16 protein-coding genes, 4 tRNA genes and 2 pseudogenes are annotated in these 24,929 nt (G+C 49.0%); 11 read left to right on the forward strand and 11 right to left on the reverse strand.

What is annotated here, in order from left to right:
* Positions 1-75 precede the first annotated feature (75 nt).
* Together ACJJII_RS17065 and ACJJII_RS17070 are read left to right on the forward strand one after the other, a co-directional pair.
* Entirely contained in the window at positions 76-1,242 is a 1,167-nt protein-coding gene (locus tag ACJJII_RS17065; RefSeq protein WP_444917058.1) for a dipeptidase, read from the forward strand.
* A gap of 386 nt (positions 1,243-1,628) precedes the next feature.
* Positions 1,629-2,324: a YopT-type cysteine protease domain-containing protein gene (locus ACJJII_RS17070; RefSeq protein ID WP_444905356.1), complete on the forward strand. Its 696-nt coding sequence runs from the start codon at positions 1,629-1,631 to the stop codon at positions 2,322-2,324.
* A 160-nt stretch (positions 2,325-2,484) separates the two neighbouring features.
* Here ACJJII_RS17070 and ACJJII_RS17075 read toward each other — a convergent pair.
* From ACJJII_RS17075 to ACJJII_RS23050, 8 genes and pseudogenes are all read right to left on the reverse strand, one after another.
* Positions 2,485-2,949, reverse strand: a pseudogene (locus ACJJII_RS17075) (RidA family protein).
* A gap of 1,468 nt (positions 2,950-4,417) precedes the next feature.
* Positions 4,418-4,504, reverse strand: a tRNA-Leu gene (locus ACJJII_RS17080).
* Positions 4,505-4,594: 90 nt separating this feature from the next.
* Positions 4,595-4,668 (reverse strand) — tRNA-Cys (locus ACJJII_RS17085).
* Between the two features lie 472 nt (positions 4,669-5,140).
* On the reverse strand, positions 5,141-6,367 hold the full coding sequence (locus ACJJII_RS17090; protein ID WP_444917059.1) for a hypothetical protein: 1,227 nt from the start codon (positions 6,365-6,367) through the stop codon (positions 5,141-5,143).
* Between the two features lie 398 nt (positions 6,368-6,765).
* The gene (locus tag ACJJII_RS17095) at positions 6,766-8,673 is read right to left on the reverse strand and encodes a S8 family peptidase (protein ID WP_444917060.1); all 1,908 of its coding nucleotides are present in this window, start codon (positions 8,671-8,673) and stop codon (positions 6,766-6,768) included.
* An 85-nt stretch (positions 8,674-8,758) separates the two neighbouring features.
* Positions 8,759-8,992 (reverse strand): hypothetical protein, encoded by a 234-nt coding sequence (locus ACJJII_RS17100; protein WP_282932693.1) that lies wholly within the window; start codon positions 8,990-8,992, stop codon positions 8,759-8,761.
* Between the two features lie 90 nt (positions 8,993-9,082).
* Positions 9,083-9,952 (reverse strand): hypothetical protein, encoded by an 870-nt coding sequence (locus ACJJII_RS17105; RefSeq protein WP_444917061.1) that lies wholly within the window; start codon positions 9,950-9,952, stop codon positions 9,083-9,085.
* Between the two features lie 697 nt (positions 9,953-10,649).
* Positions 10,650-10,988, reverse strand: a pseudogene (locus ACJJII_RS23050) (hypothetical protein); the annotation flags it as partial.
* An 85-nt stretch (positions 10,989-11,073) separates the two neighbouring features.
* On the opposite strand from ACJJII_RS23050, the gene ACJJII_RS17110 reads away from it, so the two are divergent.
* Positions 11,074-11,150: transfer RNA gene (locus ACJJII_RS17110), tRNA-Pro, on the forward strand.
* Between the two features lie 397 nt (positions 11,151-11,547).
* Here ACJJII_RS17110 and ACJJII_RS17115 read toward each other — a convergent pair.
* Positions 11,548-11,624, reverse strand: a tRNA-Pro gene (locus ACJJII_RS17115).
* Positions 11,625-11,693: 69 nt separating this feature from the next.
* Positions 11,694-12,542, reverse strand: a complete 849-nt coding sequence (locus ACJJII_RS17120) for an acyl-CoA thioesterase (protein WP_282932695.1) — start codon at positions 12,540-12,542, stop codon at positions 11,694-11,696.
* A 349-nt stretch (positions 12,543-12,891) separates the two neighbouring features.
* Between ACJJII_RS17120 and ACJJII_RS17125 the strand changes: the two genes are divergently transcribed.
* The 5 genes from ACJJII_RS17125 to ACJJII_RS17145 all read left to right on the forward strand — a co-directional run bounded on the left by ACJJII_RS17125 (position 12,892) and on the right by ACJJII_RS17145 (position 20,236).
* The gene (locus ACJJII_RS17125) at positions 12,892-13,572 is read left to right on the forward strand and encodes a hypothetical protein (protein ID WP_413665686.1); all 681 of its coding nucleotides are present in this window, start codon (positions 12,892-12,894) and stop codon (positions 13,570-13,572) included.
* Between the two features lie 328 nt (positions 13,573-13,900).
* The gene (locus tag ACJJII_RS17130; protein ID WP_282932697.1) at positions 13,901-14,587 is read left to right on the forward strand and encodes a TetR/AcrR family transcriptional regulator; all 687 of its coding nucleotides are present in this window, start codon (positions 13,901-13,903) and stop codon (positions 14,585-14,587) included.
* Positions 14,580-15,134 carry a DUF1285 domain-containing protein gene (locus ACJJII_RS17135; protein ID WP_444912985.1) on the forward strand — a complete coding sequence of 185 codons (555 nt, stop codon included), beginning with the start codon at positions 14,580-14,582 and terminating at the stop codon, positions 15,132-15,134. Before ACJJII_RS17130 ends, ACJJII_RS17135 begins: the two co-directional genes overlap by 8 nt.
* Positions 15,135-15,725: 591 nt before the next feature.
* Positions 15,726-17,393: a beta-helix domain-containing protein gene (locus tag ACJJII_RS17140; protein ID WP_444897198.1), complete on the forward strand. Its 1,668-nt coding sequence runs from the start codon at positions 15,726-15,728 to the stop codon at positions 17,391-17,393.
* 122 nt (positions 17,394-17,515) lie between these two features.
* A complete protein-coding gene (locus tag ACJJII_RS17145; protein WP_444917062.1) occupies positions 17,516-20,236 on the forward strand; it encodes a TonB-dependent receptor domain-containing protein in 2,721 nt (906 codons plus the stop codon).
* 101 nt (positions 20,237-20,337) lie between these two features.
* Here ACJJII_RS17145 and ACJJII_RS17150 read toward each other — a convergent pair whose 3' ends face one another.
* Positions 20,338-21,975, reverse strand: a complete 1,638-nt coding sequence (locus ACJJII_RS17150) for an electron transfer flavoprotein-ubiquinone oxidoreductase (protein ID WP_413665690.1) — start codon at positions 21,973-21,975, stop codon at positions 20,338-20,340.
* Positions 21,976-22,329: 354 nt separating this feature from the next.
* On the opposite strand from ACJJII_RS17150, the gene ACJJII_RS17155 reads away from it, so the two are divergent.
* The 3 genes from ACJJII_RS17155 (at position 22,330) to ACJJII_RS17165 (ending at position 24,924) form a co-directional block, all read left to right on the forward strand.
* Positions 22,330-23,079: an electron transfer flavoprotein subunit beta/FixA family protein gene (locus tag ACJJII_RS17155; RefSeq protein WP_282932702.1), complete on the forward strand. Its 750-nt coding sequence runs from the start codon at positions 22,330-22,332 to the stop codon at positions 23,077-23,079.
* A complete protein-coding gene (locus ACJJII_RS17160; protein WP_413665691.1) occupies positions 23,079-24,008 on the forward strand; it encodes an electron transfer flavoprotein subunit alpha/FixB family protein in 930 nt (309 codons plus the stop codon). The genes ACJJII_RS17155 and ACJJII_RS17160 overlap by 1 nt, the downstream gene beginning before the upstream one ends.
* Positions 24,009-24,228: 220 nt before the next feature.
* On the forward strand, positions 24,229-24,924 hold the full coding sequence (locus ACJJII_RS17165; RefSeq protein ID WP_444917063.1) for a type II secretion system protein N: 696 nt from the start codon (positions 24,229-24,231) through the stop codon (positions 24,922-24,924).
* The last annotated feature ends 5 nt before the right edge of the window (positions 24,925-24,929 follow it).

The following is a 24,929-nucleotide window of genomic DNA, read 5'->3' on the forward strand; positions in this document are numbered from 1 at the left end:
CGATCCTGATGGATCGAAGAAGGTTGTTGCCTCTGTGCAAACTTCCCCATGGATTTCTACTAACGGAGACAATAGATGAGCAAGTGGTTCATTCTTCTGACAACAATGGTGGTGATATTGTTCGCCAGCTGGAAATGGCTTTTGCTTCCGGCTATTGAAAAGTCGATGAACAAAGTAGAGCCGGGCAAAATTGCAGCGCTGTCATCTGAGGCTAAAGCGCTACACCAAAGTCTATTGGTAGGTGATCTCCACGCAGATAGTTTCCTGTGGGCCAGGGATTTGAGGAAGCGAGCCGACTATGGTCATCTGGATCTCCCCCGGGCGCGAGAAGGTAACCTGGGTATCCAGGTCTTCACATCAGTTACCAAGTCTCCCCGGGGGCAGAACTATCAGAAGAACTCCAGCAAAGCTGGCGATAACATAACCTTATTGGCCATTGCTCAGGCGTGGCCAGTAAAGGCGTGGGGCAGCCTGTATGAGCGGGCGCTCTATCATGCAGAGCGTGTTAATGCGCTACAGCAATCTGCGCCTGACCAAATACGTATCGTCAAAAGTGCGGCAGATTTACAAGAGGTGCTTGTAGCAAGGAAGCAGGGTGGAGAGGTTTTGGCCGCACTCCTTGGCACTGAAGGTGCCCATCCTTTGGAAGGGAAGATCGAAAACATCGGTCGCCTATACGATGCTGGCTTCCGAGTGATGGGGTTGCAACACTTTTTCGACAATGAGCTGGGTGGCTCCCTGCATGGAGAAAGCGGGCAGGGTTTGAGCGCATTTGGCCGGAAAGCAGTGCAGGAGATGGAAAGGCGCTCTATTGTGATTGACGTCGCCCACTCCTCCGAGCAGGTCGTCCGCGAAGTTTTGGATATTGCCGAGCGCCCAGTGATTGTTTCCCATACCGGGCTTCAAGGGGCGTGTAACTCACGCCGGAATATCAGCGACGAGCTAATGAAGGAGATAGCGGGTAAAGGAGGCTTGATTGGAATTGGTTTCTGGCCTGGTGCTGTCTGCGATACAAGCCCCACGAGCATTGTTAAATCTATTCGTTATGCCATTGATACACTGGGTGTGGATCATGTCGCATTGGGGTCGGACTATGACGGTAGTGTAAAGGTTGCATTTGACGTAAGTGAACTGGGCGTGCTTACCGCAGAAATGCTTTGGCAAGGGTTTACTGAAGAAGAGATCCGTAAAGTAATGGGTGAGAACCTGAGAGATTTCTTCCTTACTCAACTTCCCAGTTAATATCATATAGGAAGGTTGAATTTAGATTCCGCAGCTCTCTCAAGAGATATATTAGCGCTGGCATTTGATAGCTCACTGTTCTGATGAGTTTGTTATTACCAGCGCAATACTTGCACTCGTATATGGTTAAAAATAAATATACGTTCTGCACTTATCCAAACGCAATTTCAACTGGAAATTCGTATCATATTTTGACTTTAATGCCCTGAATGGCCAATTGAAATTAAGTGTAATCAAATTCCGGTTTACTTTTTAAAATGGCTTAAAGCTAAAAAAGCTGCAAACAAATTGATAGAGATAAAACTGTAGGTGAGAAAAATAGAACATGGACCGCGATACTGCGGATAGGCAAAAGTCCACTATCTCTAAAGAATAGGGAGACCTCCATGTTCAATCCGAAACTAACAGAAACAGAATTTCTATTGGATCAAGCAAATTACATTCAACCCGGTGTCCACAATGATGTAAGGCGCGGAGTTTGTTACGCATTATCCTACATGTGGGTGAGACTCGGCTTGCAACCCGGCGGCCATATAAATATGCACCTCCAGGCAGGATTGCAACAGCGTTACCACAATACAGGAATTGGAAACGCTCTTAACAGAGCAACTCCAGGTATGTTTTTAAGGGCTGTTGGCGGGTCGACCACCACCTTTGGGCAGCCTATCTATACAATGCAAAGGGCAATTTCCGCGCAACAGCAGATCCAGGGAAATGTGATGGGTATATCGTCAGGGTTAAGGACGATTTGTCGGACAGATGGGTATACCGAGCACTGTATCGCCCGTGGGCATCAGTTGAATCCATTTGAGCCTTTTTCCACATTTTTGCGATGGATACGGCAGGGGATGGCCCGCCTTAATCAAGGCTTTGCATTGATAGGATTCCTGGGCCCCAACAGCGGCCATGCAATTGCAATTCAAGTACAGAATGGTAATACCTGGAGGCTTTTTGACCCCAATTTTGGCTCCTTTGTATTTAACGGATACAACCGCTTTAAGGCCGAATTACATCAGCTGGCTTTGATATACCTGGCGATGGGCACTGCTGGTGGAAGCTGGATGATTTCAACTTTTAGATAAGTTAGTAGGCTTGTTTTATTGTCTAGGTATCACAGGGTCGCTTAGGCGACCCTGTGCGTTGAGTTTAAGTGCAAGCGTATATTAGAGAATTTAGACCGCAGTAAAAGTCCTGATGAGTCAATTAGGGGGATTAGTTTGGCACTCCCAGTTTTAATATTGATTACTTGGCAGCGATGCACTCAATTTCAATTTGGGCGTCCAGCGCTAGGGACTCCACTGCAAAGGTAGTCCTTGCAGGGTAGGGGGAGGCAAAAGCTTTCTGGTAGATGTTGTTGAATTCAGGGAAATTCTTGATATCTGTTAAAATGACCGTGCATTTAACGACATCTTTCATTTCGTAGTCGTAGTGCTCTAGAGTTTACTTTATGTTGTCTAGAGTCTGTTTGGTCTCCGCAGCGAATCCCCCTTGGGCTAACCGCTTAGTCTTCGGTGAAAGCCCTATTTGGCCAGAAAGAAATAGCTGGTTGCCAACTTTTACAGCCTCTGAAAACGGTAGCTTTGAGACTGATCCTGTTGGGTTCAGAAATTCAACCTGCCCAGCGTCCTTTGCATAGCTGGCATTGGAAAGTGAAATAGCGAGAATTGCGAAAATTAACATTTCTATAGGTGATGTCTTTATCTTCATGGGAATTTTTTTGTAAGTTATGCATAAAAACACGGCTCTTGCGATTAACCACTTTTTACCCTTGGTGGGTACCACACAAAGCTTGAAATGCTTCCTGGGAGAACTGCGTATCGCAACTTATGAGTAGCCACCTTCTCTTTAGTGAAGTATAACCTGCCAAATCAAGCTAATTGAACAAAGACATTAAAGGGCATATGTGCATATTAGGTGATGAATCTACGCGAGATCTGTATATAAGTTGTATGCCTTGAAGGTGGCGATAGATACGAAAGCTCTCTTGTACTCAGAGTAGCTCCGCTCCACTGCTTACCTGAGTTTCGCACGTTACAATACTGGCTCGTTAAACAATAGCGTATCCTGGATACCTGAGTCCGGAGCGCTGCTATGCAAGTGCACTCTTTCCTCCTTAAACAAATCAGATTTTAGCGCTGTATTGAGTGGGCCGATTTCTTTAAATTGAAACCAGTTCACACATTTCATTTAAGGAAATATAGGTTTTCCAGAATTTCGTCCCCACTACAGTGCCTGGGTTCTGAAATGTGATAGCCCTCTCCAACCCGTCATCAAAAGAGCGGTAAAGCTCGATGCTAAATGCCCCAAGCCCGCCCCTCAAATTGGCGTGTAAATCACCGTCAACTGTATTTATATACAGCTGTATGTATTGACAGTATTTTGATTTGAGGGGTAATATATTCGTAGCTGTTTTGGTTTTTATGCAGCAACCATCCTTTCTTGAACCGGCCCCCAAGCCGGTTTTTTTATTCTCATCCGTGCAAACTATTTCATTTCTAGTTCTGGAGGCCGTACTATCTAGTCCCGAGGACGTCCGATGAGTGTAGTAACTCAAGTGGATTTATTTTCCGGGATTGATATTTCTCGGATGTCCGGTAAATCTACTTGCTGCTTTCCCCGTGGTCTTCAAGGGTTATTCTGGATTGAAAACAGGTGGAAGCGTTACGGGTTTGATTGCCGCCAACTGAAGTGGTGGTGGGGTAGAGCTGCAATCAATATTAACGAATACCTCCTTGGTGTGGCCTTGGTCGACGGCTGCATCCTTTAGTTCGAATCGGGCTCCTCATCTAAGCTAAGCGCCTGTCTTAAATTCGCTAGACTGCCAAGAAAACAGTAAGTGTAACCACAGTGTAATAAATGCTTCTCATCTTGCTTTCCCAGGTACAGGTGATATTTGGCTCCCTGCGGTGAGAAAAATCCCGGTCGTAAATGGCGATGTCGTGTTAGTTGTTATGGATCAGTGGCTTGGCTGGAAAATCTTTGATGGGTGGCGGGGGTGCTCTCTGGATGTGTTTATTAATCCGGACAGGGAAAGTTGGGGATCGGTAACTCATAGAGTTCTGCCCAGCCAACAAAAATATTAACTGGTGAGATTCGTATTTATAAAGGGGGGGGAGAGCCGGCTCAAAAAAGCCTATATCGTAAGGTTTGTAACTGTGAAAGTATAAGGATCTAGTGGTGCCCGGGGCCGGACTTGAACCGGCACGGCCGTGAAGCCGGGAGATTTTAAGTCTCCTGTGTCTACCAATTCCACCACCCGGGCAGATCCTTTGCGAGAGAGGGCGATGTTTAATGCTTGCCCTTCATTCTCACTTTCATTGCATTCAACAGGATATTGCAATGAAGAGGAAAATGGAGGCTAGGGTCGGAATCGAACCGGCGTACACGGAGTTGCAGTCCGCTGCATGACCACTCTGCCACCTAGCCTTTTTTATCCGCCTTTGGCGGAAAAGAACGCTGCGAATTCTATCTGATAAATCTGAAAAATCCTAGCGTTTTCTTATACTTACGTGCGTTTCGCTGTGTAAGTGGGCGCCATTTTAGGGACTCTAGAGGATTAGTCAAGCATTGTTTTCATCAATGTTGCAAACAAGTGAAAAAAAGTAGGAAAAGTTACCTTCTGATGGTGGGGGAGGGCTGTAATAACTTTTAGCGCTGGTGCTCAAGAACCTATTTCCATTTGTTCTAAATTAATCTTCAGGTGTGCTGGCAATCTGTGACCTGTGTTCGATACTGTCTTTATCTGGCTAACACATCTCCCCCAACGTGTTTAGTAATGCTGGTAGGGTGGCTCACATGGCTGCCACCCGGAAGCAAGGATGAAATCCTCCAAGTTTCACTCCTAATGGTCTTGGCCCTGACGCTCTCCCCCCCCGTCGTCAGGGCTTTTTTTTGTCTGCTATTTATTGGAACCTTTCGCCCGGTCTGTCAGGTTTTCTGTGGCTAATGCATCCACGGGTTTACCGGCTGCTTTCTCAGACAGGGATCTAAACCTTTCCAGAGTCACTTCACCGCGTGTTCGAGCCAGTTCTCGTGCCACGTCATCAATACTTGCCTTGCCATTGCTGGCCTCGCGAATCTCTTTATCCAGTTGCTGCATTACCCCGGCCGCACGGGCGGTAATGGGGCCGGACGAGCGTTCGACTAATAGTGAAGGAGCCTTCTTACCCCATTTAATCAGTTTATCCATTGCCTCCTGATAGCGGGTTTCACTGATGCCACCAGTTCGCCTTAAAATCTCCAGGGAGTAAAACTCAGCCAGTCCCTCTACAATCCAATCGCTCTCATCGTCGCCGTGAATTCCCGTGCCCACATGAACTAACTCGTGGATCATGCTGCTGGTGCGGTTGCCGCTAATTAATGGTCGATCAGCATGCATATACAGAGAACGTGTCCCCGACAGTCCACCGCGCCACATGGGGTCGTCAGCGGTTACGATCAATAGATGGTCAGGGAAGAGGGGGAAGATTTTCTTGAGCTCTGGCAGGTTCCAATTTAGGAAGGCCAGGATGTCTTGCCGCCGAATGTTCTCATTTTTAGGGCCTGCAACACGGGTTTCAGTGCCGGCAATCATATCCTGCCGACTGCCAATTTTCCCTACAATCATCCAGCCCTTGGGTCTTACAAACTTACGCTTGGGGTCAGATAACTCGTATAGGTTATCTTCGATCTCAGGGTAGGGTAGGGCCGCATACCATTGGTCAGGAAGTTCCAGCTTAAGGCGGGCGGTAGAGCGGCCACGGCTGGTTGCCGATACCGGTGCAATCAATTTATCGCTGCGGAGAATTGCCCAGTCTTTGGTGATCCGTGAGTCGTAGCCACCGTTGCTACGCTGGTTGTCTATGACAAAGCGGTACTTGAGGGCGGGGTTCTTTCCTTCGGGGTGCCAGGTTGCTTTGTCGCCCTCGATCTTTAGGGGGGTGTCACTTTCCAGGTCCTGATAGCGGCCAGAGCGCAAGTTTAGAACGAGCTTACTTGGCATATCATCACCGCTGAGCGCCATTTCCACCTCAGCCAGCTTGGAGTTGGGTGAGATCTCTGCACTGTAAAGAATCTCATAAGCCTGAACAGCAGGGGATAGAGTGGCGAGTAATAGCGGCAGTGTTAGTAATCGTTTAAGCATCATTTCTTCAGCGGGAAATCCAACAATTAGTCGTTTCGACAGTATCTAAGCCTACAGGTGCCCTTGTGTCATCTTCAAGCAAACTGGTCACAAGCTAGCCAGTTATGAGGTGACAGTTTTGTGCCGTCAGGTTTCATTGGATTGGTTTTCAGATATGTACCACTTAAAAAGAATACACTTACAAAGTCGTTATCATATAACCACACATACTAGTAAGCATCTCCCGTATAAGTAACCAAGAAGATAGATATGGGTGGGCCGTCACAAACATCTTTTGAGAGGGCTGGGCTAGTGGGCAGGCATGCTGACTAAGTGGGAATTGAGCGCTACGAAGGATAAGACCGCAGCATAGCTGCGGTCTTGAAAGGTCTTTTGCAGTCTAACTAACGATGGCGACAGAGCTACCAATATCTGATTGCACGGGGATCAACGAACTGCATAGCGTAGGCGCTCAGGGCAAATCCATCTGGAAAACTGCTTACCATTGGTTGCTGGGGGTTAACCGCGGCTATTTCGGAAGGGTAATAGCCTCCCGGCACAAACTGCCCCTGCCAACTGGGTGTAGCTTGAGGGGGGTAGCCCTGTAACGGACTCATGGTAAATCCAGAGTATGGAGTGGCTGGGGAGGGGCCTTGCGCGGTTGCGGCATGAGTACCCGCGGCCCTTGCTTGCTCTTTAGCGGACTCAAAAGCGGAGTTGATACCGAAAAGCTTGGGAACACCTGCGCCAACTCTCTCTGCCCCGAGGGGCATTGGTGCGGCCAAGGATTGGATCAGTTGGAATAAGGCGGTCACTCTGGATACATCTTTCTGCCGGAGCGTACCTTTAAATAATGGATGGTGGGCAAGTAGTAGTGCTGCCAAACCGGTAACATGCGGCGCGGCCATTGATGTACCTGACTGAACATCGAAGCCTTTGTCAGGCACAGACGAAACGATACCCACACCAGGTGCGGCAACAGAAATTTCTTGGCCGAAAGCGCTAAACCTAGGAACAAATAGACCGTCGGCTGATGCTGTTGAGGGTATTACTGTTTGCGCTTCCCAGGAATCTTTGGGGAATTCATTGAGCATTCCAAGAGCGCCTACAGCCATAGCATTTGGGGATCTGGCTGGATACTGGACTGCCCCGCCATTGTTGCCTGCGGCAACTATACAGGCGATACCATGTTGGACCGCTTCCTCGATTTGCTGCTCAACGGCCTCTGATGAATCAGAGCTGCCCAGGCTCATATTCACCACATCAACGCCGAGCTCTATGCAATGTGAGAGCGCATCAATCAAGCTACTAAATTGCCCGCCGGGGAAAACTTTGAATACGTAGATTTCGGCTTCAGGAGCAAATCCGCGTATTGCTTCGGAGCCAGAGGGTTGGCCTGTAATAATTCCCGCACAGTGGGTTCCATGGCCGACGATATCTTCTACCCAGCTATCGGTATCGTAATTATTGGTGACATCGATACCATTCTTTAAATGGCTCAGTATCGGGTGCTTATTGTCCGCACCGGAATCGATGATTGCGATTTTGATACCTTTGCCTGTGTATTCATCGGGTAGCTGGTCCAGGCCCATGTACTTTTGCCCCCAGCCATAGGAGGCATCATTGGGGAAGTTGGGTATGGCTTCGCTTAGGGGTTGGAGTTTCACCAGGTTCACACCGGCGAGCGACAGGGAAGGGCTGCGAATATATTTGTTCCAGAAATCTTTTGCGGGACGGATCAGAAGTGATTTCACTTGAGCGCCGCCGCTTTGCGCAAAAATACTGAGCGCAACTTCCCCTTTATTGTTAGTGACCCCCTCCTGGGGAAAGCCCGCGCTTTCAACAATTATTTGAGCGTCGCGTATGGGCTCACCTTTTGCGCCGATAACGCGGAAGTGCACCTGCTGAGCCTGGATATGGTATTCACGCAATAGTCCGGGTTGCTGTGCAAAAACTGCGGAAAAGGTCGGTGAATAACTCGCTTGCCCGTAAGAGAGAAGTGAGTCCAGTTCAACGGCGACGTTTGGTGGTGTGGTCTGGTAAAGTGCCGCAGCAGCATCCACATCCATTCGGACTTTGTAAATATTGGTGGCCTCATCGGCGGAGGACAGCGTTTTTAGTTTTCTGCCAGGGCGTATTTCACGCAGTACCTCACAACCTGCCTGCCTGGCAATAGTGGAAATCACATGGTGCATTGAGCCCGAGCTCAATGGCTGCACGCCCATGGATTTAGCCATCAGGCTGCGGCGGGGTGAAATAAGTAACTCGACTTTCTCTGCAACCTCGACCGAAGGTTCTCCTGCGGCCTTTTCTTGTCGGGATTCAGTCATGTTCATGTTCCTTCGCTTTCAGTGCGGTACTGATTTAGTACGCGTGTGAAACGTCTGAAAGTGGTGAATCGAGTGGGTTTCAGCCTCAATTGAGAGGGTGGACAGGTTGATCCGGATCAATAATTACTTTGCCTCTCAATTTCTTTCTCAGGTCGTCGACGGCATCGGGTGTAGCCACAAGGGTGACGTTGCTTTTGCGCAAAGTAACGTCCTTAACATCGGGGCAATTTGAAGCTTCCTTCACCAGCTCCTCTAGCTCCAGAGTGCTAGCTGATACCTTACGATTGGGTACGGCTACATATTGCTCAAACTTCTTCATTTTCTTCTCATTGTGACTGCGCCATCCAAAATAGGGCAGGGTCGAACCCACCCCCAAGAAAAGGGGCGTGAAGCCCCTTTTTTTGCATTTTTAGTGCAGATAAGCCTGTTGCTGAAAGGCTGAGTTGGGTTGCGGCATTGCCTGATAGGGCAGTGGCTGCCCGATGCCACTCAAATTCTGGAGGGGCTGCTGAGGTGGTTGTGGGAAAGCCTGGAATGGCACCGGTTGGCTCAGTGGTGCAAAAGCCTGCGGGGGAACCGATCCATACTGCTCCGGAGCCACAGGTGCCAGTTGATTTACCGGTTGGCCGATGTAGGTCTGAGGAACGAGGTGTGGCGTGAATTGCGGTGCGGCCTGGTAGGGCAGCAGGTGGTTGAGGCGCGCCAAGTTGTTAAGGAGTTGACCTTGTTGAGGTACGCCAATGTAGTTGCCAAGAGCAGGTGCGGCACGACTAATCAACTCACCGAGGAGACCTTGCGGTGGCAGTTGCGGAGCGGCTTGATAGGGTAAGAGCTGCCCTAGTTGGGCGGCTGCATTGATTAGCTGTGCCTGAGGGTTATTGATGTAATTGGCCAAAACTGGGGCCGCGCGGTTTATCAATTCGCTGAGATAGTTTTGGGGGGCAAACTGATGAGCGAACTGAGGTGGAATTTGTGGAGCAAGCTGCTGAGGAATGTGGGGCGCTAACTGTTGTGGAAGCTGCGGTGCGGCCTGGAAGGGCAGTACTTGGCCCAATCCGCCGAGTGCATTGATCAATTGACCTTGTGGTCCACCGACAATGCCGCCAACTACCGGGGCTGCACGGCTAATAAACTCTCCCAGCAATCCTTGTGGTGCTAACTGTTGAAGCGGTAGGTATGGCTGGGGGGGAGTGAGTCCGACGACCGGATTAATCGGAGGTACGGCATAGTTTTGTGGTTGTCCAAAGATCCCTTGAGCATATGCATATGGTTGGTACATGAACGTACTCCTCGAGTAGACCAATGACGATAGGGGGCTATCGCCCAGGTTATTTCATGGTTTACGGGTGAGAATTTTGGAGCTTGATAGAGCCCCGTTTTTAGGATCAGCCTGCTGATAATAAATCGGTAATGAGCTTTCGAGTTGTTGCATCTTGCGACGGACACTCAGCCGGCTGATCTGAGTATAGAGAAGCTTTTCAGAAGCACAGGGAAAGTTTGAAAAAAAATGGAGCGGGAAACAAAAAGGTAATGGGGGCGCAATTGTAGTCACCATTTTTCTTAAAATTCTGTAATTTTCCCAAAAGGAATATTTTTTAAAAAATAAAGTCTTACTCGGGATTTTCTACTTAAATGAGTGGTTAATATTCTTGTGGCGTGCAGGGTGCTGCTCCCTTGTATTGGTGTTAGGGCTCGGGGAAAATCCCCTCGGGTGCCCGGTGAAAAATAGCGGCACTTGTAGAAATATCCGTAAATAGCGAACTGGAATTTAAAGGTAACTGTTTATATCGATGTCTTGGAAAAGCAGCTTAACGAGCTTGTCAGTTCGCTTTTATGTAAAGATCTACTTACTCAAAATATCAAAAAACGATATCTAGCAGCTTTTCAATGTAATTTGCTATTGCCTCGCACTGTATGCCCTTCTTGGTTTTTTCTGCTCCAAACTCTTGCATCCTCTGTGGAGAGCTTTGCATTTTTTATACGTGTGCACTCAAAACTAAAAGTACTTGATAGTCGTTGAAGATACGTAAATACAAGAAAGTGGATAGAAATAATATCGGTATTTCTTTGGCGACCACAGTTTGCCGTATACGTGAAGAGGGTTTCAGAGAGTGGCTAAATCGGTGGAAAGTGTTCGACCCCAGGACGAGTAAGGGATTGGTTGTTAGTTGGCAGACTAAATGGATATGTCGGAGATTGGGGCAATTACTAGCAACCGTAAAGCTTGAATCTCCAGTGTAGAAAGAGGCGCTTGGAGCCGGGGAGGTCCAGCTATAATGCGGATTAGACTGCCTTTGAGGACAACTCAAAGATCGGTTGTGTCGGCAAAATGATCAATGATGACATTCGCGCCAAAAATTACTTGATCTTTGAAAAATGGATGAGTAGTATTCGCGGCCTCGGTGAGTAGCGCAGCCTGGTAGCGCACTTCGTTCGGGACGAAGGGGTCGGAGGTTCGAATCCTCTCTCACCGACCATACAAAAAGAAAAAGCCCGCTTCTGCGGGCTTTTTTGTGTTTATGATTTCACTCCTAGTAGCGCTTTTACTTTAAAGGTTTACATAGGCAATAACAGAGCTGCCTTGAGGATGTAGATCTCTTAGTTGTTCATCGGTGCAAATAGCTAAGCCAACCATACACAAAGCCCCATGCCTCTTCGGTATTTCTGAAGCCAATTCCTTATCTGCCCTCATCGCTTCTGACTTTTGTAGTGCACTCCCGCATTGAGCCGGCAAGGTAGATGTAGGAATTGCTTGTACTTTCCTGGTGCGATGAGCTGAGGGAAAATGAGGGGCAATCTGAACGGCTGATCGTCAGCTCAAGCTAAAAAAGTTCAGGCACAAAAAAAGCCCGCTAAAAGCGGGCTTTTAAAATCTGGTCGGTGAGAGAGGATTCGAACCTCCGACCCCTTCGTCCCGAACGAAGTGCGCTACCAGGCTGCGCTACTCACCGTTTTTTGTTTCGCATCATTTGCGAAGGGGCGGCACTATAACAGCAATTTTTCTGCTGTAAACCACTGATTTAATTTTTTATTTGTCGAATCAGTCCCTCTTGGCAGGTAGATGCTACCAACGTTCCGTCGCGGGTGAAAATCTGGCCGCGGGTAAAGCCTCTGGCACCGGTTGCCGAGGGGCTATCCGTTACATAGAGAAGCCATTGATCCAGGCGGAAATCGCGGTGGAACCACATCGCGTGGTCAACGCTCGCCGGCATCAATTGGGGGTCGAATAATGATATGTCGTGCGGCTGTAGGGAGGTACCCAGGAGTCCCATATCGGATGCATAGCAAAGTGCTGCCCGGTGCTCCATCGGGTCATCCGACATCTCGCCCTCTGCCCGCAGCCAGAACATGCATTTGGCTTCGCGAGTTTCAGCGCCAAAGTAGCTTTGCGGGTCTACCGGACGAAAATCGATCATATAGCGCCGCTGATCGTACTGCGGGCTAACCAATCCAGCTTCCAGGGCCAGCTCCTGGGTGTTTTTCAGGCTCTCAGGAGAGGGAATCTCGACACAAGGCAGGTCGGCCTGGTGGTCAAATCCGGGTTCCCGAATTTGGAAGGAGGCGGACATATTGAAGATCGCGCGCCCGCGCTGCTTGGCGACTACGCGACGAGTGGTAAAGCTACCGCCATCGCGGATTGGGTCTACTTCGTAGATCACCGGCAGCTCGCTAGAGCCAGGGCGGAGGAAGTAGGCGTGCAGGGAGTGGGGTAGGCGATGCTCAACGGTACGAGTTGCTGCCATCAGTGCTTGGCCCAGAACTTGCCCGCCAAAAAGCACTTTACGATAATTTTCAACGTGATGACGACTGCGGAAGAGATTTCGATCCAGCTCTTCAACATCCAATAACTTACCTAATTTTTCCAACATAAGGGATTTTGCCCGTTACCTATTCCACTTAACAGAGTTTGCAGATGGGGAGCTTTGCGCTCTTAATCAAAAGGATAATAACAGCAAATCCCTTTAACCCCATTCATATTTTGAACGTTAGGCCCATTTTGGTCACAGGTGCCACCTCGTATAGCTATCCAGCTCTTTTCCATACACTAGCTACTGATTTTCTCAGTCAAGTTGAAACTCTGTGCTATTGACTATTGCGACTTGTCGAATTCTTACTTATTTCTGTGGTATAAAGCGCCAATAGTTGTTGGGACAGTTGGACTAATTCGTTTGCAGCTATCCAACAAAGATTGAATAAGAGAAGTAGGAGATACCACAGGTGCCACACAACAATATTGATATACGTCCACCACTGAATTTCGGCAAGGTTGTCAGTCGGCACCGTACCGCAAAGGCTGTGGCTGGAGGGGTTGGCTCCGCTGCTTATTATGGGGTGTGGGGTGCACAGACGGCTACAGGTGCCACACTAACCGGCCTGGCTACCGGTGCAGCGGCCGCGACTTCTGCAACGGGTATTGGTTTGGTTGTTGCTGGAACAGCATTGTCCATTGGTTACGCTGGTTTGGCGGCCCGATCCGCATACAAGACCAATAATCACCTCAATGCTCTGAAAAAAATCTACGAAAACAGGAAGTCGTATAGCTGTCCTTGTAAAGGATCGGTCGCCCACGACTATGTTTCTGGCCAAGTGCTTCCTTATATCATCGAACAGAAAAGCAAAAAGTTGCATCGCAAGATGGTTGAAGCGACTCCGGGAATCGCCTCAGTAGAATATGCGCGAAAGGCAGTAAAAAACCTGTACAAGCGTTCACAGGGTACGCTCGGTAAAAAACGTACCTTTGCTGCAGAGTGGTTGGCGCAGCATTTGATTTCTCATGATTGTGAATTAGCGAATGCGATTGTTGCAGAGCTCTACTCAGAGGAGGAAATGCTCTGGATACGCACGCAGGACAACGATGTAGTCGCGCCTCTGTTGGAGCTAAAGCTGAAGTCCGTTTAATAGTGGCTTCTTGTGTTCTGGTGTAGTTCTTGATTTCATTCGGAAGTATTGGGGTAATGGACTACCTCGCAATCACTCAATCGTCGAATTTTATGTGTTATGTGCAATGCTTGGGCTCGCCAAGCGTCACCACATGCTAAAATAAAAGGTCTGCTCTCAGCTTAAAATTGCTCATTTTGAGTAAATTTTGAGCAAAATGGCCTAATATTTTTAATATTAGGCAGTCTAATTCCCCGATTTACTTTTCCAACCGACTTGAATTGCCTATCATTCATGAATGAATAGTCAATTTCAGTCCCCATTTTTACGGGCAAAGAAGGTCGGAAGTATGGATAAGGCAAAAGAGAAGGTTCAGCGGTTCCGCGCGCGGGAGCAGCGTATCCTGGATGCGGCTCTGGAGCTTCTGTTGGAGCACGGTGAAGAGAAAGTCACGGTCGAACAGATTGCCGAGCGTGTGGATATCGGTAAGGGCACGATTTACAAGCACTTCATTTCCAAGACAGAAATCTACATGCGTTTGCTGATGGATTATGAAAAGTCCCTTGCCGAACGCCTCAAGACCGCCGTAGCTCTAGCTGAGCAAGGTGATATCACCGCTCCAGCCCGCGCCTATTTTGAATCTCGTATGGCCGATCCTGGCAAAGATAGACTCTTCCAGCGCCTGGAGGAGAAGATTATCGCGTTGAACCTGGCTCCAGAAATGATTGCGGAGCTCCACAATATTCGTAATTCCAATGCCACCTCTCTCAATCGGGTCTTTGAGCGCCGTATGGAGCAGGGCATGCTGAAGAACGTTCCTGCATACTTCTATTACTCAACATACTGGGCGCTTGTGCAAGGGGCGGTAGAGCTTTATCACTCCAAGTCTTTTGCCAATGTAATAGAGGACAGGGAAGGTTTGATGGAGTTTATTATGGATGTGGGTGTGCATATCGGTGATATGTCCTCTCGCAAAACGCCAGAGGGAAGCCAGACAAGCCATCACAGCGATTCTGCGGGGTCCGCCCTTGGCTGAGCCCCTGTTCCAGCAGCTGCAAAAATTACAGGCTGAATTTCATGGGCATCCACCTGTAGAAAGGTGGAACCCAGAGCTTTGTGGGGATATGGATATGGTCATCAAATCTGATGGCCGTTGGATCCACGAGGGAACAGAGATTCGTCGTCACCCTCTTGTGAAACTGTTTGCCAGCATTTTGAAGCGTGAGGGGGATGAATACTTCCTTGTCACCCCTGTCGAAAAGCTGCGAATCACAGTGGAGGATGTTCCATTTGTGATCACTCAGGTAGCCCGCAACCCCGGAAGTACTCATCAACAGCTACTTTTCACCACAAATGTGGGCGACGTTGTTGAGCTGTCGGAAGAGGGGCAGTGGCAACTGAGAGACTTTGGTGCTCCGCCGCAGCCAATCCCTTACCTGGAGATTCGAGGGGGGTTACAGGCTCGCGTTTCCCGTGATGTTTTTTACCAGTTGGTAGACTGGGCGCTTGAAGGGGGTCGCGATACCGATAAGCTTTTTGTGCAAAGTGACGGAAAAGATTTCCTGCTGGGTTCTTGCAATTAGATAGCTCCAGGTTCCTGCTGGCGGATTCCTCGCGCCTCAGCGCTGATTTGTAGCTGGGGCTTTAATTTATAGCCTTGCTCTTCACTGTTCGAGTTTAGAAAGTATTTACTTGACTCTATAGCACCTGACCTTACTCTCTCGACGAACTTTCCTTATTTATATCTTTGGTATCAAACTGTTTAGTGGATGCCACTATCACTTCTTTATTTTGATTAGCACTATGGGGTTTATACTTGATTACGCCGGTGCTTGCCTGAGTCCGGAAAATAGCCCGGGAACATACATGTCCGTACCATTTATTTGTGGTGTTGCTGTATTTCATTTCTATTAAAAAAATAGTGTTTGAAATCTTATGGAAATATAAGTGTATTTGTTCTGAAAGGAATCGAATATTAATTCGATAATTTACGGAAATATCTAAATAAGTAACAAATCCGCAACAGTGTATTTCTAAACTTCCCTCCGTCCAAATCGCTACGGCGAAACAAAAAATATAGTTTTTATTTGCTTGGTTGTTGTCATTTATTTTTTTTAAAAATGGCGGAGTTGAAGCAATTAAAGTTTTGGATTGAAATTCCTATAGGGGGAAACATGAAGCGAGTACAGAATAAGCTCTTACTGGCAGCTGCGATTGCTGCGCTATTAGCGGGTTGTGACGGTGGCGGTGTGAGTATCGAGCCGGAAACAGTAGATAACTCGGTGGACAACTCGGTAGATAATTCAGTGACAAATCCTGGCGGAGGTTCCACTGATGAAAATCCATGTGCCACTATAGAAAGTTCAAGTGTACAAGGTGAATTTAGCGGTGGTAACTGCTATTACACAACTGATTTTGTTTCTGCTGCAAACCCATTAACTGAAGATTTATATCTCACTGCGCTGGATAGCAATGGAGCTCATGTCTTTAGCGGCAGTTTGTTTGTTGGAGAAAGTTACTCCAGCGATTCTGACCTAGCAGCAGCCGGTATTTCTGAGGGTGGTGACGGCGTAAAACTGGAAATTGAGGCGGGCGCCACTATCGCTTTTAAAGATAATTCAGCATTTATGGTTGTAAACCGTGGATCGCAAGTCTTTGCTCGCGGTACAGAAACATCTCCCATCACTTTTACGTCAGAAACTGATGTTCTTGGCACTGTAGGTCCGGAGGATGTTTCACAGTGGGGTGGAATGGTTATTAATGGCTTTGGTGTAACGAACAAATGCCAATATACAGGTTCTATTGGTGGTGGTGATCTGACTCTTGATGGCGAGTGTCACGTAGCTGCTGAAGGATCCACTGATGACAATACTTCCTACTACGGCGGTGACAACAATGCCGATAACTCGGGAGAGCTTTTGTACGTTGTTGTCAAACACACTGGCGCAGAAGTTGCTAGTGGTGATGAGTTGAACGGAATTGCTTTTGATGCTGTAGGTAATGGCACAACGATCCGTAACCTTCAAACATACTCAACTTACGATGACGGTATCGAGTTCTTCGGTGGCGCTGTAGATGTCGAAAATTATGTTGCACTCTACGTTCGCGATGACTCCATTGATATTGATGAAGGTTATCGTGGAAGTATTACCAATGCTTTGGTGATTCAAAGTGAGACTGACGGCAATCACTGTATAGAGGCCGATGGCATCGGTTCATATAGTGATGGAGCTGATTATTCCACCTTGATCAGCCAGGGTCTCAACAGTCGACCAGTAATTGACGGGCTGACCTGTATTGTTTCCGCTCAAGAAGAGGGTACTCATGACCCCGGTGCAGGCTGGCGCCTGCGTGAGGGTATTTATCCAATGATCACTAATTCTATAGTTGTGGCCTCCTTCTTTGCTGATGAGACTGGCGTGGCCGGCGATAACTACTGCCTGCGTATTGAGAGCTCTCAAACTCGCGGCGAAGCATCTGCTGGGACTGAGGTGGCTCTGACTTCCAACATTTTCGCCTGTGAAGATCGCACTAAAACCGATGAAGACAGCTTCAATGTTGAGACTTGGGCTGTGGATAGCGGTAACCAATTTGCCACTATCTCCGGTGAAGTTAATCCAACCTCTAATGCCGATACTGACTTTGTTTTACTCGGCGGTTCCCCTGCAATGTTCACAGTTGATGCATCTGCTCAAGTGATCGATGGCGTTGCACCTACGGTTTCTGCCGAACTGGGTCGTGCCTATTTGGGTGCGCTTGAGCAGGATGGTACCGATTGGACTCAGGGTTGGACTTACGGTCTTCACCAGGGTGATCGCGCTCAACCTCTCTGGTTTGAGTAATAGATCGAGGTAGCGGTTGGGGATGCTAATCCCAATCAATTAAGGCGCCGCCTTCGCTGATGGAGTCGGCGCCTTATTTGATTTAAGACCGTGATTCTTAGGAATGAAAAGAGGCCTGAGAGATGGTTAAGTGCGAAAGATTTCAAAGGGCGCCGCTTGTTTTGGCGGTAGCTGCGGGCTCCACATTTGCAGCTGGAGTGTATGCACAGGATGCTGAACTGGTTGATAGTGCCACTCCTGGGATTGAAGAGGTTGTAGTCCAGGGGCGGCTGAAGGACTCTGCTGAAGTCCTAATCAGCGAGCGCCTGGAGGAGGAGGTAGTTACGGATATCCTCGGGGCTGAGATGATCAGCAGGGTGGGGGACTCTACCGTAGCCGCAGCGCTGCGACGAGTATCCGGATTATCCCTGGTAAGTGACAAGTTCGTTTACGTAAGGGGCTTGGGTGAGCGATATTCAAGTACAACTCTCAATGGTTCGACGGTGCCATCCCCGGATCTGACCAGAAATGTCATCCCACTAGATCTATTCCCGACCTCTATCGTGGAATCGCTAGCGGTACAGAAGAGCTACTCAGTTGATAAGTCTGCCTCGTTTGGAGGTGGTAATGTCGATATCCGCACCAAAGGGATACCTGATGATCTGACTTACGCTATTGAAGTTGGTACGGGCACCAATAGTGAAGTCAATGGTGATGTGCTCAGCTACAGCGGTGGAGATGATGATATTTGGGGTGCTGATGATGGTACCAGGGCGATGCCGGGTGAGATATCTGCGGCACTGCAACGCTTCAAGGGTAATATTTCAGTTGCGGATATCCGTGATACCTTGATTGCTGAGGGGAATGAGTATTCAAGTAACCAGGAGGCGGAAAAGGCGGCTCAAGCGCTAAATAGGGAACTCGCCCTAAGCTTGAATCGTGATATTTCTATTAAAGAGGAATCTAGCGATCCTGACCAAGACTACAAGGCTAGTGTAGGGAATCGCTTCTACTACGGGGACGATTGGGAGTTCGGTTTCCTGGCTGGAGCCTCCTACAAGAGTAAGTGGAGGGAGAGTGAGCGCACTATTCGTGACTACGGTAACCCACAGGAGCAGGTTGACCGTCGAACCGAGTCTACTTACTCCGTAGATATCAGTGGAAATTTAAACCTAGGTATACGTTTTGCGGACGAGCATTCGGTTGAGAGTATCAGTTTGTATTTGAGGAATACGGACGATGAGACTTCAATCAGGGATTACTTTGACTCAAATCGTCTATTGTCTGATGGCGCTGGATCGAGAAATTATGACCTGAAGTATGAAGAGCGGGAGCTGGTGCTTCATCAAATAAAGGGAAGCCACTCTCTTGGTCCAGAAACAAAAGGCCTGCTGTCCGTCAGCTCCCTAAGTTGGGTGCCTGAGGATTTGGTGGTTGACTGGTTCTACTCCGATTCAACGGCGATGACAGATATCCCCAATCAGGTTGAGGTGATTGCTAACACCGAAACTGACCCTGAAACCGGAGAGGTTATTAACTCAACGGTGGATATTGCTTCGCGGAGTGCGAGTTTTCGATTTACCGAGCTGGAGGATGAGGTCCGAAACTACGGTTGGTCCGCAACATTGCCCGTTGAGTTTTCCTCGTCTTCGTTGGAGTTGAGTGGTGGGTTTGCTCGAATTGAGAAGGGGCGCTCCTATAAGCAAACTGAATTTGGATTGGATATCTTCAGTGTGGCTGACCCCTCAATTCTTGATGACCCTTTGAGTGATGTGTTTAGCGATACCAATATCACTAACGATGAAAATAACTTTGTTTTTGCCAAGTCTGGCAGTAACAAGCAAAGTTATTTGGCCGCTACTTCGACAGATGCGATCTACGGTAAATTCGATTGGACTCTTGAGGAAACCTGGCGTATATCAGCCGGGGCCCGATGGGAGGACTATAGTCAAGCTGCTTTAGAGTGGAACCCCTATAGTTTCTCGCAAAGTGAACCACAGATTACGAATGACCCCGAGGAGTTGGCTGAAGCGGTATATACGGATGATGATATTTATCCTTCATTATCCTTGACCTATATGGGGTCATTTTGGGCGGAGACATTCCAGTTGAGGTTCGGTGCATCCAAGACCGCTGTTCGGCCCGACTTGCGTGAAATTACCGACGCTATTTATATAGATCCGCACACTGATGATCAGATCAGGGGGAATTCGAGTGTTCGGCCGTCGGAGATCGACAACTACGATATTCGCGCAGAGTGGTTTTTTGATAGCGGCGATAGCCTGACTATTTCGGCTTTCTATAAGGATATTGTTAATCCTATTGAGTTTTTTGAAGCTGCCTCAAGTGATGACAATATTGCGCGAGAGATTATAAATGCTGAGTCTGGTGAGATTACCGGTATAGAAATAGAGGGTATGAAAAGCCTTGGCTTTATCTCTGACCCAATGGATAGCTTCTTCCTGCAGGGCAATATTACGCTTCAAGACTCGGAAATTGTTGCCGGTGATGAGGCTGATGCACCGACTAATGCAGTCCGCGAAATGACAGGGGCATCTGATTATGTGGTTAATATGCTACTCGGCTTTGATAGCCCGGACGGGAACCATTCTGCCAGCTTGGTTTACAACGTATTTGGTGAGCGCCTTTACAAAGCGGGGCGAGATCCTCATCCCGATTCATTTGAGCAGCCATTCCACTCTCTGGATTTAACTTACTTCTGGTATCCAACTGATGAGGTGACGGTGAAGGCGAAAGTGCAGAACCTTTTGGGTGAAGCCATTGAAATTGAGAGGCAGGGTGTCACCGTTTTTGAAGAGGAGGTTGGGCAGACTTTCGCATTGAGCGCGCAGTACAAATTCTAGGGAGGTCAGCTGGCTGTGCCTTGGATTAAGTGCATGAAAATATGCGTTCTCAAGCAATAAAAAATGGCGCCATCGGCGCCATTTTTTATGTGTAGACCCAATTACATATTTGGATAGTTGGGACCGCCGGCACCTTCAGGGGTTACCCAAACAATATTTTGGGTTGGGTCCTTAATGTCACAGGTCTTACAGTGTACGCAGTTTTGAGCGTTGATCTGGAAGCGCTTACCGTTGGTATCTTCAATAACCTCATAAACACCGGCAGGGCAGTAGCGCTGCGCGGGTTCATCGTAAATCGGCAGGTTGTGACTCAGCGGAACTTCTGGGTCCTTCAGGGTCAGGTGGCAAGGCTGGTCTTCTTCGTGGTTAGTATTGGAAATAAACACGGAAGATAGCTTGTCAAAACTGAGTACGCCGTCGGGCTTCGGATAGTCAATCTTTGCGCAGTCAGCAGCAGGCTTGAGCTGGGCGTGGTCAGCCTTGGTGTCGCGCAGGGTCCAGGGAAGCTTGCCTTTAAAGATATTGATATCCACAAATGCATAGGCAGATCCCAGAATGTTGCCCCATTTGTGCTGGGCAGGGCCGAAGTTGCGCTGCATGTGCAGCTCTTTCCAGGCCCAGCTATCGCGATACTTGGTGGTGTAGTCTGTCAGCTCTTCGCTATTGCGCTCAGCGGCGAGGGCTTCAACTACAGACTCAGCCGCGATCATGCCGGATTTCATCGCGGTGTGATTGCCCTTGATCTTGGCAAAGTTCAGGGTGCCGGCGTTATCACCGATCAACAGGCCGCCAGGGAAGGTCATTTTCGGCTGGGATTGAAGGCCACCTTTTACTATGGCGCGGGCACCGTAGGCGACGCGCTCGCCACCTTCCAGGTACTGCTTGATTACCGGATGGTGTTTATAGCGCTGGAACTCGTCAAATGGACTCACATGGGGGTTGCTGTAGGCGAGGTCAGTAATCAGACCGACAACAACCTGGTTGTCTTCGAGGTGGTAAAGGAAGCCGCCACCGTGGGTGGAGCTTTGTTCCAGCGGCCAGCCAGCAGTGTGAACAACCAGGCCTTGCTGGTGTTTGTCCGCAGGGACTTTCCAAATCTCTTTAATACCGATGCCGTAGTGTTGTGGGTCGGCATCTTCGTCTAGCTTAAAGCGTTCTATCAGCTGCTTGCCCAGGTGACCGCGACAACCTTCAGCGAAGAGAGTGTATTTGGCATGCAGCTCCATGCCTGGCATGTAAGAGTCTTTCTGCTCTCCGTTCATGCCGATGCCCATATCGCCAGTAGCGATACCTTTTACAGAGCCATCTTCGTTGTACAAAATTTCGGCAGCGGCGAAGCCAGGGAAGATTTCCACTCCCAGGCTTTCGGCTTGTTCTGCCAGCCAACGGCACAGGTTGCCGAGACTGATAATGTAGTTGCCCTCGTTGTGCATGGTGCTGGGCACAAACATGTTGGGGACTTTTATAGAGTTCTCTTCGCTGCGCAGGACGTAGATGTCGTCGCCTTTTACCTCGGTATTGAGGGGAGCTCCACGTTCTTTCCAGTCGGGGAAGAGTTCATTCAGGGCGGTGGGCTCAAATACAGCACCGGATAGGATGTGAGCTCCTACTTCTGAGCCTTTCTCCACGACACATACAGAGACGTCTTCATTGAGCTGACGAATACGACAGGCCGCGGCCAATCCAGCGGGGCCGGCACCCACGATCACTACATCGTATTCCATTGATTCGCGTTCCACGGCACTCTCCTCAGCAGTTGTATTCAACTTTTTTGCGGCCAATCCGGCCTTATCATTTATATTGCTGGCGGATTATATAGGCGTTTAATCAACCCTACCAATTGCATGACTATTCATTTGCTATGGCAAATGCGCTGTATTTCAACGGCTTACTGGGGGTGGATAGGTGGTTCTTATTCCCGGAAATAGATTTTGTGAATGGCAGGAGGGACTTCCATTTGACTATTGATTTTGCGCTATAGAACCGCCACCATACACGCCGTTCAAACACTTGTTTGACCAGAACACCGTATCCGTTCGCGACGTGAATTATCAGTCGCGGCTGTTAAAAAGCATATTTGAGACGGGATTTCCATGAAAGTTCTTGTAGCTGTGAAACGCGTTGTTGACTACAACGTCAAGGTTCGCCCCAAGGCGGACGGCTCTGACGTTGATACAGCCAACGTCAAAATGTCTATCAACCCCTTCTGCGAAATCGCAGTAGAAGAGGCGGTGCGCTTGAAGGAAAAAGGCGTTGTCAGCGAGATAGTCGCCGTTTCCATGGGCTCCAAGCAATGCCAAGAGCAAATCCGCACTGCACTGGCCCTGGGTGCCGACCGCGGTATCCTGGTTGAGACCGATGCTGAGCTGCAGCCTCTGGCAGTAGCCAAATGCCTGAAAGCGATTGTTGAGAAAGAAGAGCCTCAAATGGTAATTCTGGGCAAGCAGTCCATCGATGGCGATAACAACCAGACCGGCCAGATGCTGGGTGCTTTGACTGGCATGGGGCAGGGTACCTTCGCCTCTGAAGTTGCCGTAGAAGGCGACGCTGTTAAGGTAACTCGTGAAATTGACGGCGGCCTGCAGACTGTTGAACTGAAACTGCCTGCCATTGTTACTACTGACCTGCGCCTGAATGAGCCGCGTTACGCCTCCCTGCCTAACATCATGAAGGCAAAGCGTAAGCCTCTCGATACCACGACCCCGGATGAGCTGGGCGTTGATATCACTCCCCGCACCAAAACCCTGAAAGTTGAGCCGCCGGCTGAGCGTCAAGCAGGCATTAAGGTTGCTGACGTTGCTGAACTGGTAGAGAAACTGAAAAACGAGGCGAAGGTAATCTGATGAGCATTCTGGTTATTGCTGAACACGACAACGCCGAACTGAAGGGCGCTACGCTCAACACCATCGCTGCTGCCAAGGCTATTGGTGGTGATGTTGCTGTATTGGTTGCTGGATCTGGCTGCGGCCCTGTAGCGGAGGCTGCTGCTAAAGCTGAAGGCGTTTCCAAGGTACTGCTGGCAGATAATGCTGCTTACGAGCACCAGTTGGCTGAGAACGTTGCCAAGCTGGTAGCGGACCTGGGTAAAGACTACGGTCATATCCTGGCTCCAGCCACTACTACCGGTAAGAACATGCTGCCACGCGCTGCTGCGCTGCTGGATGTTCAGCCGATTTCCGACATCGTCGCTGTTGAAAGTGCAGATACTTTCAAGCGCCCGATTTATGCGGGTAACGTCATTGCCACTGTACAGAGCTCCGATGCCATCAAGGTAATCTCTGTACGTACTACTGCCTTTGACGCCGTGGCGGCTGAAGGTGGAAGTGCAGCGGTTGAGTCTGTAGATATCGCGGATGACGCTGGTGTTTCCTCTTTTGTCGGCGAAGAGCTGGCTGTATCCGATCGTCCTGAGCTGACCGCTGCGAGCGTAGTCATTTCTGGTGGCCGCGGCATGCAGAATGGCGAAAACTTCGAAATGCTGTACAAGCTGGCCGACAAATTGGGCGCTGCAGTTGGTGCCTCCCGTGCTGCTGTGGATGCAGGTTTCGTACCTAACGATATGCAGGTTGGTCAAACCGGTAAGATCGTAGCTCCTGACTTGTATATTGCCGTTGGTATCTCCGGCGCGATCCAGCATTTGGCAGGTATGAAAGACTCCAAAGTTATCGTAGCCATCAATAAAGACGAGGAAGCACCGATCTTCTCCGTTGCTGACTACGGTCTGGTAGCTGACCTGTTTGAAGCTGTACCAGAGCTTGAAACAAAGCTGTAATGTCCGATTGCTATACTAGCGGGCATTGAAAAAGGCGGCGTCATGCCGCCTTTTTTCGTTTTTTGGTGACAACCTGCGGAACTAGTGTGCAATTTAAGGGACGAAATGAGGGTTTGCGGCGTTTAACTTGAAAGAGCGTTGCCTTTCCCGGGCTGAGGCAAGAAAATAGGCGTCAAAAACCAATAACCTCAGAAAGTTGAACTTGTATGTGGGTATGTTCATGTCCCCTCTAGCGCGAGCCGTTGGCTCAATTGGCAATAAGTTTGCCCAGGGCGAGTCGAGCAAAGGTCTCTCCCGTGGCACTATGGCGGCGTCAGCTATTGGCCTGTTGTGGTTGTCTGGCAATTTGTTTGCCTATGGCTCCCTATTGGTCCCAAGCGATCCTCAGGAATCCCTGCTCGCGGAGCGCAAAAGCCCGAGAGGTGCTCCTCCCCCCAGCGCTGCCAGTCTTCCCAGCACGCCGTTCTTTGGACGTGCTGAACCTAAAAAGGCTACAGAAGCCCCTGAAGTCGACCTCGAAAATATTCCTCTGACCCAGCTGAATATTGTTTTATCCGGTGTTTTTGACAGCTCCAATAAAACCAAAGCCAGTGCTCTGGTGTCGGAGAAAGGTAAACCCTCCAAGCGTTTGTATGTCGGTGATCGGCTTCCAGGTGGCGCCGAACTTTATTCTGTTGAGGTTGACCATGTGGTTCTTCGTCGTAATGGCAGGATGGAAAAACTGACATACCCAGAAGTGGACGGAAGGCCAAACGTACCATTGAGAGGCGTCAGCAGCTCCAGACAGAGAACGTCAAGTTCCAGCTCCTCCAGAAGAACTGCTCAAAGAGATGAGAACCAGCAGAACATTCGGGAGAGAATGGAGCAGCTGCGTGAATTGGCCCGCGAGCGTCGTGCTCAGCGTGAGCCTAAATAAAAACT

This window comes from Microbulbifer maximicatervae (SeqCode) (genome assembly GCF_052467825.1).